Below are 11,984 nucleotides of genomic sequence, written 5' to 3' on the forward strand. Positions count from 1 at the left end.
TGAAACGTGACTACCTTGCGCCATCCCGCCCAACACCTGCTGGAAAACCTCGACGGCTTCCGTGTCGAGGTCGACGCGGAAAAACAGCGTGCCGACATCATCCTGGCGCGCCCGCCTTTCAATATCATCTCCATGCCGGAGCGCGACCAGTTGCGCCTGGTGTTCGAGGCCCTGGACGAAGACGAGCGCGTGCGGGTGATCGTGCTGCGCGCCGAGGGCGAACATTTTTCCAGCGGGGGCGACATCAAGGGCTTCCTGGAGGCTTCTCCCGAGCACGTATCCAAGCTCGCCTGGAACGTGGCGGCGCCGGCCCGCTGCGCCAAGCCGGTGGTCGTCGCCAACCGGGGCTATACCTTCGGCGTGGGTTTCGAGATTTCCCTGGCCTGCGACTTCCGCATCGCCAGCGAGACCACGCAATACGCCTTGCCGGAACAGAAGCTGGGCCAGATCCCCGGTTCCGGCGGTTCGGCGCGCTTGCAGAAAATGGTGGGCATAACGCGCACCAAGGACGTGGTCATGCGCTCGCGCCGCATCAGCGGCAAGCAAGCCTACGACTGGGGCGTCGCCACGGAAGTGGTGCCGGACGCGGAACTGGAGAGCGCCACCGACAAGCTGGTGGCCGAATTGGTGGGCTTCTCGCCCATCGCCCAGCGCACCGCCAAGAAGCTGCTGAACGACACGGAAGATGCCTCCCTGTCGGCCTCGATCGAGCTGGAGGGCCATTGCTACAGCCGCCTGCGCAGCTCCGACGATTTCCGCGAAGGGGTGGAGGCTTTCCATGGCAAGCGCGCCCCGGTATTCCGTGGACGCTGAGGCCGGCGCGCGATGAGCGGCGCAGCGGCGCGTTCCTACGATTACGTCATCGTCGGCGGCGGTTCGGCGGGCTGCGTGCTGGCCCACCGGCTGTCCGCGCGCCCGGACTGCCGGGTCGCGCTGGTCGAGGCCGGCGAGGATACGCCGCCCGGCGCCGAGCCGGCGGAGATACTCGACAGCTATCCCATGCCGGTATTCTGCGGCGAACGCTGGATCTGGCCGCGGCTGACCGCAGCGGCCACGCGCGATTCGGCGCGCCGCGTCTACGAGCAGGGCCGGGTCATGGGGGGCGGCTCCAGCATCAACGTCCAGTCGGCGAACCGCGGCTTGCCGCGCGACTACGACGGTTGGGCCGCGGATGGGGCGGAGGGTTGGGCATGGGACGACGTGCTGCCCTATTTCCGCAAGCTGGAGCGCGATCTCGATTATCCCGGGCATCCGCTGCACGGCGCCGGCGGCCCCATCGCCATCCGCCGCATCGCGCCGGCGCAATGGCCGCCTTTCTGCACCGCCTTCGCCGCCGGCCTGCGCGCGCAAGGCCTGGCGGCCCTGGCGGACCAGAACGCGGAGTTCGGCGACGGTTATTTCCCCGCCGCCTTCTCCAACGAGAACGACCGCCGGGTGTCCGCGGCGGCGGGGTACCTGGATGCCGCCACGCGCCGGCGGCCGAATCTGGACATCTACGCGAATACGCGCGTCCAGCGGCTGTCGATGGACGGGACCGCGGCGCGGGGCGTGTCCGCGGTGGACGGCGCCGGCCAGGTTTTCGAACTGCATGCCGCGCGCGAGGTGCTGGTCTGCGCCGGCGCGTTGCAGTCGCCGCTGCTGCTGATGCACGCGGGGATCGGCGACGCGGCCGAATTGGCCCGCTTCGGCATTGCCAGCACTTTGCATCTGCCCGGGGTGGGGCGCGAACTGCAGGACCATCCCTCGCTGACCTTCTGCCACTACCTGGCGCCGCGCTGGCGCGTGCCGCTGGAGCGCCGCCGCGCCAGCATGACCGCGGCGCGCTTCAGTTCGGGCGTGGCCGATTGCGACGACGCCGACCTGTACCTGTCCAGCGCCACGCGCGCCGCCTGGCATGCGCTGGGCAGCCGGCTGGGCCTGTTCTTCCTGTGGTGCAACCGGCCGTATTCGCGCGGCCGCGTCGCCCTGGCCTCGCCCGATCCGCTGGCGCCGCCCCAGGTCGACCTGAACCTGCTGGACGACCCGCGCGACCTGGCGCGGTTGGCGCAAGGCGTGTGCGTGCTGGCGCGGGTGGTGCGCGACAGCGGCCTGGGGGACGACGAGCGGGATTTCTTCCCGGCGGCATTCTCGCCGCGCGTCAAGGCATTGAGCCGCTATACGCCCGGCAATGCGCGGCTGACGCGCATGCTGGGCGCGGCGCTGGATGCGCCGGCGCCGCTGCGGCGGGCCCTGATCGGCCGCTTCTTCAACGGCGGCCGCCGCATGTCGGCGCTGCTGGCCGACGAGACCGAACTGGCGGCTTTCATCCGCCGGCAGGTGTTCGGCGTCTGGCATGCCAGCGGCACCTGCCGCATGGGCGCGGCGGGGGATCCCCGCGCCGTGACCGACAGCCAGGGCCGGGTGCGCGGCGCGCGCGGGCTGCGGGTCGTGGACGCCTCGCTGATGCCGCGCCTGCCGTCGGCCAATACCAATATTCCGACGATCATGATCGCCGAGAAGATCGCCGACGCCATGGGGTGAACGGCGGCAGTGCGTGATGCTCCAGCGCAGCGCGGAGCAAACCTACCTGAGGGAGTGGACAACATGTCGATGAATATGCAACAGGCGGCGGCGCCCGGGAGGGCGGAGAGCCGTCAGGTGGCGGGGGCGGTCGTCGCCTCTTGCCTGGGATGGGCGCTGGATCTGTTCGATCTGTTCGTGCTCTTGTACGTGGCGCCGGTGGTCGGGCGGCTGTTTTTCCCCTCGCAGCACGCGATGCTGTCGCTGGCGGCCGTCTATGCCTCGTTCGCCGTCACGCTGCTGATGCGGCCGCTGGGTTCGGCCTTGTTCGGCTCCTACGCCGACCGCAAGGGCCGCAAGGGCGCGATGATCCTGGCGGTGGTGGGGGTGGGCATTTCGACCGCGGCTTTCGGGCTGTTGCCGACGGTGGGCCAGGTCGGCCTGCTGGCGCCGGCGCTGTTCATCCTCCTGCGCCTGGTCCAGGGCATCTTCGTCGGCGGCGTGGTGGCGTCGACGCACACCATCGGCACGGAGTCCGTGTCCCCGCGCTACCGGGGCGCCGTGTCCGGCCTGGTGGGCGGCGGCGGCGCGGGCATCGGCGCGCTGCTGGCCTCGCTGGTGTACATGGCCATGTCGGACCTGTTCCCGGGCGAGCGCTTCGATGTCTGGGGCTGGCGCTGCATGTTCTTCACCGGCCTGATCAGTTCAGTGCTGGGCTTGTTCATTTTCAACCGGCTGGAGGAATCGCCCTTGTGGAAGAAGGTCGCCGCCGAGAAGGCGGCGCGGGCCGAGCAGGCGCGCCGCGACCGGACGGTGACGGAATCGCGTTCGCCGCTGCGCACCCTGTTCGCCGGCGAGTACCGTTCGGTGCTGCTGGTCAACCTGTTGCTGACCATCGGCGGCGGTAGCGGGTACTACCTGACCTCGGGCTATCTCCCCACCTTCCTGAAGGTGGTCAACCAGGCGCCCAGCGGCGTCGCGGCGGACATCCTCATGGCGTGCTCGGTCGCGGTGATCGTGGTGGCGCTGGCGGTCGGCCACTTGAGCACCTTCATCGGCCGCAAGCGCACCTTCCTGCTGGTGGGCATCGTGCAGATCTTCGGCCTGCCCTTCCTGTACATGAGCCTGCAGCAGGCCCAGACGCCGATGCAGATCGGCATCCACGCCGTGCTGCTGGCCTCGCTGGGATGCGCCAGCTTCGCCCCCATCCTGATCTTCCTCAACGAACGCTTCCCCACCGCGATCCGCGCGACGGGCACGGGCCTGTCCTGGAACATCGGCTTCGCCATCGGCGGCATGATGCCCACCTTCGTGTCGCTGGCGGCGGCCACGCCGGCCGACCTGCCGTCGACGCTGTCGATCTTCGCCGGGGCGATCAGCGTGCTGTTCGTCATCGGCGCGCTCATCGTGCCGGAGACGCTGGGGCGCCTGGACGAACCGCAGGCCGGGGCGGACCGCTGACATGGACATGACGCGGGCGCTTTCCATCGCCGACCTGCAACGCGCCGCCCGGCGGCGCCTGCCGCCGGGCATCTACGGCTATGTGCACGGCGGCAGCGAGGACCAGGCTTCCGTGCGCGCCAACCGCGCGGCCTACGCCGGCTGGCGCTTCCTGCCGCGGCCGCTGGTCAACGTCGCGCAGCGGCGGCAGGCGGTGACGCTGTTCGGCCGCGAATACGCCTCGCCGCTGGGCATCAGCCCGATGGGCGTGGCGGGGCTCTGCGGCTATGAAGGCGATCTCGCCCTGGCGCGCGCCGCGCGGGCCGCCAACGTGCCCTTCGTGCTGAGCGCCGCGTCGACGACGCCGCTCGAACGGGTGGCCGAGGTCTATCCGGAGATGTGGTACCAGGGCTATCTGCCCGCGCGGACGGAGGTGGTCGCGCCGCTGCTGCGCCGGGTGGCGGCGGCCGGCGTCCAGGTCCTGGTGGTGACGGTGGACGTGCCCATCGCCTCGGCGCGGGAGAACGAGCTGCGCAACGGCTTCAGCATTCCGTTGCGGCTGTCGCCGCGGCTGGTCTGGGGCGGCTTGAGCCACCCGCGCTGGCTGGCGGGGACCTGCCTGCGGACGCTGCTGCGGCGCGGCATGCCGCATTTCGAGAATTTCACCGCCGAGCGGGGCGGCCCCATCGTCACGGCGGCGAAGGGCGATCACCGGGCGGGACGCGCGGCCATGACCTGGGACGAAATCGCCTGGATACGGGAGCGCTGGCACGGCCGCCTGCTGGTCAAGGGCGTGCTGCGGGCCGAGGACGCGGTGCGGGCCCATGCGCTGGGGCTGGACGGCGTCTTCGTCTCCAACCATGGTGGCCGCCAGCTCGACGGCGCGGTGGCGGCCCTGGATGCGCTGCCCGCGATCGCCGCGGCCGTGCCGGGCCTGACCGTATTGCTGGACGGCGGCGTGCGCCGGGGCACCGACGTGCTCAAGGCACTGGCGCTGGGCGCGCGGGCGGCCTTCATCGGCCGTCCGGCCATGTACGGCCTGGCCGCGGGCGGGACCGAGGGCGTGGCGCACGCGCTGTCCTTGCTGGCCCGCGAAATCGACGTGGACCTGGCCCTGCTGGGTTGCCCCGACGTCCGCGGCCTGGGGCCGCAGTACCTTTGCCGCGGCGGCGAGCCGGCGGCGCATTGCCGGAAAACCGAAATCGAGGAGATGCCATGAATCGAACCGCAACCGAAGCGCCTTCCCGCACAGGCGGCCAGATACTGGTCGACGCGCTGCGCATCCACGGCGTGGATACGGCTTTTTGCGTGCCGGGGGAAAGCTTCCTGGCGGCGATCGACGCGTTCTACGACGCCCGCGAGGCCATGCGGCTGATCGTCTGCCGGCAGGAGGGCGGCGCGGCGCACATGGCGGAGGCGCATGGCAAGCTGACCGGCCGTCCCGGCATCTGCTTCGTCACGCGCGGCCCGGGCGCCACCAATGCCAGCATCGGCATCCACACGGCGCGCCAGGATTCCACGCCGCTCATCGTCTTCGTCGGACAGGTGGCGCGCGACTGTTTCGGACGCGAAGCCTGGCAGGAGATCGACTACCGGCACATGTTCGGCCACATCGCCAAATGGGTGGACCAGATAGACGACCCGCGGCGCATTCCCGAATTCATCAGCCGGGCTTTCCACGTCGCCATGTCGGGGCGGCCCGGGCCTGTCGTGCTGGCCTTGCCGGAGGACATGCTGGCCGAGGAGGCCGTGGTGGCCGACGCGCCGGCCTACCGCCTGGCGCAGGCGGGGCCGACGCCGGAGGCGATGGCGGAGATCGCGGAAATGCTGGCGCGCAGCGAGCGGCCCTTGATGCTGCTGGGCGGCGGCGGCTGGACGCGCGAGGCCAGCCGCGACGTCGGCGCCTTCGCCTCGGCCCATGACGTGCCGGTGGCCTGCGCCTTCCGCCGCCAGGATCTGCTGGACAACCGGCACGACTGCTACGTGGGCGAGGCCGGCCTGGGCATGGATCCCCGGCTGGCGCAGCGCATCGTCGACGCCGACCTGATTCTGGCCGTCGGCCCGCGCATGGGAGAGACCACCACCAACGGCTATGCGCTGCTGGAGGTGCCGCGGCCGCGCCAGCGCCTGGTCCACGTGCATGCGGACCCCGAGGAACTGGGCCGCGTGTACCAGGCGGACCAGGGCGTCAATGCGAGCGTCGCCGCCTTCACGGCACAGTTGGCGCGCCTGCCGGCGCCGGCGGAACGTCCGTGGGGCGAATGGCGCAGGCAGGCCCGCGAGGACTACCTGCGCAATCTCGAACCGACGCCCATGCCGGGCGACGTGGACCTCGGCGCCATCGTCAGGCATTTGCGCGACGTCCTGCCGGCCGATTCGGTCATTACCAACGGCGCGGGCAACTACACCTTGTGGGTGCAGCGCTTCTACCAGTATCGCGGCATCCGCACGCAGTTGGCGCCGACCAGCGGCACCATGGGCTACGGCGTGCCCGCGGCCATCGCCGCCAAGCTGCAGGACCCGGCGCGCACGGTGGTCTGCTTCGCGGGCGACGGCTGCTTCCTGATGAATGGCCAGGAGATGGCGACGGCGGTGCAGTATGGCTTGAACGTCATCTTCATCGTCGTCAATAACGCGATGTACGGCAGCATACGCATGCACCAGGAACGCCACTATCCCGCCCGCGTCTGCGCCACCGACCTGCACAATCCCGATTTCGTCACGCTGGCGCAGGCCTACGGCGTGGCCGGCGAGCGCGTCCTGCACACCGGGGAATTCGCCGCGGCATTCGAACGCGCCCGCAACGCCGGCCGTCCCGCCCTGATCGAACTGCGCGTGAGCCAGGATGCGATCTCGCCGAGAACGACGATTTCGGCGCTGCGGGCGAAAGGGTAGGGCGCCGGCCGGGATCATGCCGGCGTGACGCTGCCCGGCGTGGCGTCAGATCTGGCCGGCCCGCCGCGCCGCGGTGAGGGCCAGCGCCGCCCAGTCGAGATGGCCTTCGCCATGCGCCATGCTTTCGATGTGCGCGTCGCGCAAGGCGCTGGCCATCGGCATGGGAACGCGGGCCTTTTCGCCGGCCTCCAGCGCGAGCCGCACGTCCTTCAGGCCCAGCGCCAGCTTGAAGCCGGCCGGCTCGAATTTGGACTGGGCGATGCTGGCGCCGTAACCCTGGTAGGCCGGCGCGGCGAAGACCGTCGAGGTGACCATCTCCACGAAACCGGCCTTGTCGACGTCGTGGCCCTGCGTCAGCGCGACCGCCTCGCCCAGGGTGCCGATGGCGCTGGCGAGCATGAAGTTCACCGCCAGCTTGACGGCGTTGGCCTGCTCCGGCCGCGAACCGAAGAACCAGGTCTTCTGGCCGAGGACGTCGAACAGCGGCTGCACGGTTGCCAGCGCCTTGGCGTCGCCCGCCGCGAGAATATTCAGCTTGCCGGCCTCGGCGACGTTGACGCGCCCGAGGACCGGCGCCGCCACGTATTCGACGCCGCGCGCGCGGTGCAGTTCGGCCAGCTCGGCGGCTAGCGCGACCGATATCGTGCCCATGTTCACGTGGACGGCGCCCGGCTTGAGCGCGGCCAGGGCCTGGCCGTCGAGCACGACGGCGCGGGTGGCCGCGTCGTCGGCCAGGATGGAAATCAGCACGTCGGCGCCGTCGGCCGCCGCGCGCGGATCGGCCGCGGCCGTGCCGCCCAGCGCGGCGATCTTCTCCGCCGGCGCCGGCGAGCGGTTCCAGGCGTGCACGGCGTAGCCCGCTTTGATCAGGTTGGCGGCCATCGGCATACCCATGGTGCCGAGGCCGAGAAAGGCGATGTTCATGAAAGGACTCCCTTGCTGTCGAGGTGGATGCCGCATGGCGCGTGCATCCGGAGATTGGCGCATCCAGTTTAAGCGCCGCCGGTTGACAGCCGCATGGCGGCGCAGGGAACCGAAGCGCCGCCGGCGCGAACCCAGGGGATCGTCGTCGATTCGCATGCGTGCCGCCGCTTGCCGGCCAGCGCATGTTTCCCGCAGTGCCTTTCCCTGGAGAGTTTCATCATGACCAGCATAGCCAGCCATCAGCCTCTTTACGCCGCGACCCGCGGCTTCTTCATGGACACCCGGCCGCTGGACGGCCGGGAGCGCGGTTTCATGGACATCGATTCGACCGTCCACGCGATCCTGGACCAGGCCAATCTCGGCAACGACAACAAGACGATGTACGGCGCGGACCTGCCCCGGTCCCTGTATAACCTGTTCAGGTCCGGCGGGAATGACGCCTCTGCCGCCGCTGCCGCCCAGGCCGCCGAGGTTCCGGAGACGATCCATGTCATCGGGCCCGATGCGCAGGTGGGCGACGCGCAGGCCCGGGCGCCCGACGTCCAGGCGTCCTTCCAGAAGAACCAAGGCCAGAGCTCAGGCCAGAACCAAGGCCAGAGCCAAGCCCGCGCGGCCAGGGACATGGCCTGACCGGCCTGCCTTCACAATAGCCGCACCGCCATGCCGAAATCCACCGTCCGCCGCGCCAGGGCATACATGGCGTCGATCAGCGGCCGGGTATCGTCGTCGCGGTGGCTGAAGGCGTAAGGCAAGGCCGCCAACGCGGGCCGCGCGCGCAGGATGCGCAGGGCGTCCCGCTGCGCCAGCGCCGTGGCCCAGCTTACCGGCAGGAAGCCGATGCCCATGCCTTCCAGAAGCAGGCCCGCCACCGCGCCCCAGCTATTGCAGGTCAGGGGCTGCGCCGCGGCCATGCCGCTGGCGCCCAGCCAGTCGTCCAGGATGCGGGTCGTCCCGGCCTCCTGGGGCAGGGTGACCAGCGGATGGCGCCGCAGCAGTTCGGGCGTGATGCGCGGCGTATCCCCCACCAACGCCGGCGCCGCGCACCAGGTATAGCGGGCCTCGCCCAACGGGCGGATCGACGGGGCGCTCGGATTGCCCGCGACGATGGCGAAGTCCAACGATCCGTTCCGCACGCGCCGCCGCAATTCCCCGCCGACGTCGACATAGGGTTCCATGCGCAGGCGCGGGTAGCGTTTGCGGGCGGCCGCCACCAGTTTCGGCAGCCAGGTCAGCGCCGTCAGCTCGCCCACGCCGAAACGGCACACGCCCTCGATTTCCGCCGGTTGCGCCATCGATGCGCGCAGGTCCTGGGCCTGTTGCAGCAAGGCCTGGGCGCGCGGCAGCAGTTTCTCGCCCGCCGGCGTCAGGCGAGCGCGCTGGGAACGCCGGTCGAACAGCGGCTGGCCCAGGACCGCCTCCAGTTCGCTGATGCGCTTGGATAGCGACGAGACCGAAAGATGCAGGCGCTCGGCGGCAATGGCGAAGCTGGCGCAGGTAGCGGCCCAATAGAAGGCTTCCAGTTGTTTGAGCGTCATGGGTGTCGGAGCGCCGGATGGAACGCGGCCATTTTCGATAAAAGCGAATCAACAGGTTTTAAATTATTCACTTTTTTCGTTTAATGGGTAGCGCTACGCTGTGGCGCGCCGTGTTTTTACGCCATCCTTGCCGTCACCCGCGCGCCATCGCCTACCCGCCTACCGTCATTCGCCCTCGATCCCTCGCCCGCCATGTCCACCTCCACGCCCACGCCCACGCCCGCCCGCGCCGCCTATGCGCCGCTGACCTCCCTCCCGCGCCGCCTGCGTCCGCTGCTGTGCCTGGACGATTTCGAGGCGGCGGCGCGGCGCCATCTGCCGCGCCCCTTGTTCGGCTATATCGTGGGCGCGGCGGAGACCAACCGCTCCTATCGCGACAACCGGCTGCAATACGACGATTACCGCTTCCGCCCGCAGGTGATGGTCGACGTCAGCGGACGTAGCACCGGCGTGACCCTGTTCGGGCAGGATTACCGTTCGCCCTTCGGCATCGCGCCGGTCGGCATCAGCGCGATCTCCGCCTATCGCGGCGACATCGTGCTGGCCCAGGCCGCGCAGGCCGCCGGCGTGCCGGCCATCATGAGCGGCACGTCCCTGATCCGCATGGAGGAGGTGCGCGAGGCGGCGCCCGCGACCTGGTTCCAGGCTTATCTGCCCGGCGACGCCTCGCGCATCGAGGGCCTGATCGCGCGCGTCGCGGCCGCCGGCTTCCAGACCCTGGTGCTGACCGTGGACCTGCCCGTGTGGGCGAACCGGGAGAACAACGTCCGCACCGGCTTTTCCATGCCCTTGCGGCCGAGCCTGCGCCTGGCCTGGGACGGCATGATCCGGCCGCGCTGGCTGCTGGGCACCTTCGCGCGCACCTTGCTGCGCCACGGCATGCCGCATTTCGAGAACTCCTTCGCCACGCGCGGCGCGCCCATGCTGTCGCTGAGCGCCCTACGCGACACGACCGGGCGCGAACACCTGAACTGGGAACACGTCCGGGCCATCCGCAAGCAGTGGCGCGGCAATCTGGTGATCAAGGGCCTGCTGCACGAGGGCGACGCCTTGAAGGCGCTGGACTGCGGCGCCGACGGCATCATCGTTTCCAACCATGGCGGACGCCAGCTCGACGGCGCGGTGGCGCCCTTGCGCGCGCTGCCGGGCATCGTCGACGCGGTGGGCGGCCGCATGACGGTGATGATGGACGGCGGCGTGCGGCGCGGCGGCGACGTGCTCAAGGCCCTGGCGCTGGGCGCCGCCTGCGTGTTCGCGGGCCGTCCCTTCATGTACGCGGCGGCGGTGGGCGGCCGCGAGGGCGTGGATCACGCCCTGACGCTGCTGCACGAGGAAGTGTCGCGCAACCTGGCGATGCTGGGCCTGAACAGCATCGCCGAGCTGGGGCCGGACAGCCTGTTCCGGCAATGGCCGGCGATGGAAGGCGGCGCCGGCTCGGCGGGAAGCGGCGGCTGACGTTGCCGGCGGGGCGGGGCGCGGCTATCCTCCTCGGATCGCCCGCGCCATGCGGGGCCAAGGAGGAGTCCGTATGTCCAAGTCCCCGGTTCTGAAGAACTTTGTTTCGCTGAGCACCGCTACGCCGAGGCGTTCGATCCCGACGCGTTCTCCGGGGACGGACGCTCGTTCGCGGGGCGCGATCCGCCATGTCCTGGCCCTCGCGGCCTTGCTCGCCTGGGCGCCCGCGCACGCCGCGGAGCCGCCGGTCCAGGAACGCCTGCAAGGCTGCGCCGGGAAGAAGCAGGACATCGAGCGCGAGCTGCGCTATGCCCGGGAAAGCGGCAACAAGGCCCGCGTGCAGGGCCTGCAGGCGGCGCTGGCGGGCGCTGACCAGTGCACCGACGCCGGCTTGCGGCAGGAACGCGAGGGCAAGGTGCGCGACGCCCAGGCCAAGGTCAAGGAGCGCGAGGACGAGCTCGCCGAAAAGCAGGCCAAGGGCAAGAAGAAGGACATCGCCAAGGCGCAGCGCAAGCTCGACGAGGCGCGCGCCGACCTCAGTGCCGCCCAGGCGGAACTCTATCGCTGACCCGCCGTCCGACCCTCTGGTCCCGCGCGCCGGCATGCGGCATGCGGGAGGCCGCAGCGCCGCGCCGGCGCCCTGGCGCGCCAGGCGCCGGCCTCCGGATGCCGGATGCCCGGGAACGATAGTTGCTGACGCCGCGCCTCGGCCGGGTCGTCCCGGGGTAGCGATGGACGGCCGCCTGAGGCTAGCATTAGGGTCGCGCGCGGCGCGATGGAGTTGTTGATATGGCAAAGATTATGGTGGTCGATGATGAGGCCGCCCTCGCAAGAATCGTACGTGATGCCCTGGCCAACGCGGGGCATCGCGTCTATATGGAAACCGATGGGCTGGCGGCGCTGTCGCGCATGGTCGAGCTGAAACCGGATCTGGTGATTTCCGACGTCATGATGCCCGGCATGGGCGGCGCGTCCCTCCTGACCGCCATGCGGGACAATGCCTACCTGCAGGAAGTGCCTTGCATCGTCATGAGCGGCCTGCCCGAGGACTCCGTGTCGGTCGCCTGCGGCGACAACTATTCGGCCTTCCTGGCCAAGCCCTTCGACCTGGATGACCTGGTGACGGTCGTGGGCCGGACCTTGAACGGCCACGCTTGAACCGGCGCTGTCGCCGAACCGGGCGAACCGCCGGCCCCGCGAATCCACGCTTGGCCACGCCTGGCCCCCCCGGCGCGG

At 70.3% G+C, this 11,984-nt stretch carries 11 protein-coding genes; 9 read left to right on the top strand and 2 right to left on the bottom strand.

Annotation, left to right across the window (positions count from 1 at the left end; all coding sequences use genetic code 11):
- The first annotated feature begins 6 nt into the window (after window positions 1–6).
- The 5 genes from CAL29_RS07795 (at window position 7) to CAL29_RS07815 (ending at window position 6,834) form a co-directional block, all read left to right on the top strand.
- Window positions 7–813, top strand: coding sequence for an enoyl-CoA hydratase/isomerase family protein (locus CAL29_RS07795; RefSeq protein WP_094852322.1), 807 nt, complete (start codon window positions 7–9; stop codon window positions 811–813).
- A 12-nt stretch (window positions 814–825) separates the two neighbouring features.
- Window positions 826–2,520: a GMC family oxidoreductase gene (locus tag CAL29_RS07800; protein WP_094852323.1), complete on the top strand. Its 1,695-nt coding sequence runs from the start codon at window positions 826–828 to the stop codon at window positions 2,518–2,520.
- Between the two features lie 63 nt (window positions 2,521–2,583).
- A complete protein-coding gene (locus CAL29_RS07805; RefSeq protein ID WP_094852787.1) occupies window positions 2,584–3,960 on the top strand; it encodes an MFS transporter in 1,377 nt (458 codons plus the stop codon).
- Window position 3,961: 1 nt separating this feature from the next.
- Complete coding sequence (locus CAL29_RS07810; protein WP_094852324.1) at window positions 3,962–5,158, top strand: alpha-hydroxy acid oxidase; 1,197 nt, start codon at window positions 3,962–3,964, stop codon at window positions 5,156–5,158.
- Complete coding sequence (locus tag CAL29_RS07815) at window positions 5,155–6,834, top strand: thiamine pyrophosphate-binding protein (RefSeq protein ID WP_094852325.1); 1,680 nt, start codon at window positions 5,155–5,157, stop codon at window positions 6,832–6,834. Before CAL29_RS07810 ends, CAL29_RS07815 begins: the two co-directional genes overlap by 4 nt.
- 45 nt (window positions 6,835–6,879) lie before the next feature.
- Here the strand turns inward: CAL29_RS07815 and CAL29_RS07820 are convergent, their stop codons facing one another.
- Window positions 6,880–7,758 (bottom strand): NAD(P)-dependent oxidoreductase, encoded by an 879-nt coding sequence (locus tag CAL29_RS07820; protein WP_179283944.1) that lies wholly within the window; start codon window positions 7,756–7,758, stop codon window positions 6,880–6,882.
- A 93-nt stretch (window positions 7,759–7,851) separates the two neighbouring features.
- Here CAL29_RS07820 and CAL29_RS07825 point away from each other — a divergent pair, with 93 nt between their 5' ends.
- Complete coding sequence (locus tag CAL29_RS07825) at window positions 7,852–8,388, top strand: hypothetical protein (RefSeq protein ID WP_094852327.1); 537 nt, start codon at window positions 7,852–7,854, stop codon at window positions 8,386–8,388.
- An 11-nt stretch (window positions 8,389–8,399) separates the two neighbouring features.
- Here the strand turns inward: CAL29_RS07825 and CAL29_RS07830 are convergent, their stop codons facing one another.
- Complete coding sequence (locus tag CAL29_RS07830) at window positions 8,400–9,293, bottom strand: LysR family transcriptional regulator (protein ID WP_094852328.1); 894 nt, start codon at window positions 9,291–9,293, stop codon at window positions 8,400–8,402.
- A 192-nt stretch (window positions 9,294–9,485) separates the two neighbouring features.
- On the opposite strand from CAL29_RS07830, the gene CAL29_RS07835 reads away from it, so the two are divergent.
- The 3 genes from CAL29_RS07835 (at window position 9,486) to CAL29_RS07845 (ending at window position 11,906) form a co-directional block, all read left to right on the top strand.
- On the top strand, window positions 9,486–10,748 hold the full coding sequence (locus CAL29_RS07835) for an alpha-hydroxy acid oxidase (protein ID WP_094852329.1): 1,263 nt from the start codon (window positions 9,486–9,488) through the stop codon (window positions 10,746–10,748).
- Between the two features lie 73 nt (window positions 10,749–10,821).
- Complete coding sequence (locus CAL29_RS07840; RefSeq protein ID WP_094852330.1) at window positions 10,822–11,316, top strand: DUF1090 domain-containing protein; 495 nt, start codon at window positions 10,822–10,824, stop codon at window positions 11,314–11,316.
- Between the two features lie 221 nt (window positions 11,317–11,537).
- Window positions 11,538–11,906: a response regulator gene (locus CAL29_RS07845; RefSeq protein WP_094852331.1), complete on the top strand. Its 369-nt coding sequence runs from the start codon at window positions 11,538–11,540 to the stop codon at window positions 11,904–11,906.
- Window positions 11,907–11,984: the final 78 nt, after the last annotated feature.

The organism is Bordetella genomosp. 10 (assembly GCF_002261225.1).
GTDB lineage: Bacteria > Pseudomonadota > Gammaproteobacteria > Burkholderiales > Burkholderiaceae_B > Bordetella_C.

What these genes read in the sequence shown, in the direction of transcription:
- CAL29_RS07800 (WP_094852323.1), top strand. Translation starts at nt 826, where the DNA reads ATGAGCGGCGCAGCGGCGCGTTCCTACGATTACGTCATCGTCGGCGGC.
- CAL29_RS07805 (WP_094852787.1), top strand. Translation starts at nt 2,584, where the DNA reads ATGTCGATGAATATGCAACAGGCGGCGGCGCCCGGGAGGGCGGAGAGC.
- CAL29_RS07810 (WP_094852324.1), top strand. Translation starts at nt 3,962, where the DNA reads ATGGACATGACGCGGGCGCTTTCCATCGCCGACCTGCAACGCGCCGCC.
- CAL29_RS07815 (WP_094852325.1), top strand. Translation starts at nt 5,155, where the DNA reads ATGAATCGAACCGCAACCGAAGCGCCTTCCCGCACAGGCGGCCAGATA.
- CAL29_RS07820 (WP_179283944.1), bottom strand. Translation starts at nt 7,758, where the DNA reads ATGAACATCGCCTTTCTCGGCCTCGGCACCATGGGTATGCCGATGGCC.
- CAL29_RS07825 (WP_094852327.1), top strand. Translation starts at nt 7,852, where the DNA reads ATGGCGGCGCAGGGAACCGAAGCGCCGCCGGCGCGAACCCAGGGGATC.
- CAL29_RS07830 (WP_094852328.1), bottom strand. Translation starts at nt 9,293, where the DNA reads ATGACGCTCAAACAACTGGAAGCCTTCTATTGGGCCGCTACCTGCGCC.
- CAL29_RS07835 (WP_094852329.1), top strand. Translation starts at nt 9,486, where the DNA reads ATGTCCACCTCCACGCCCACGCCCACGCCCGCCCGCGCCGCCTATGCG.
- CAL29_RS07840 (WP_094852330.1), top strand. Translation starts at nt 10,822, where the DNA reads ATGTCCAAGTCCCCGGTTCTGAAGAACTTTGTTTCGCTGAGCACCGCT.
- CAL29_RS07845 (WP_094852331.1), top strand. Translation starts at nt 11,538, where the DNA reads ATGGCAAAGATTATGGTGGTCGATGATGAGGCCGCCCTCGCAAGAATC.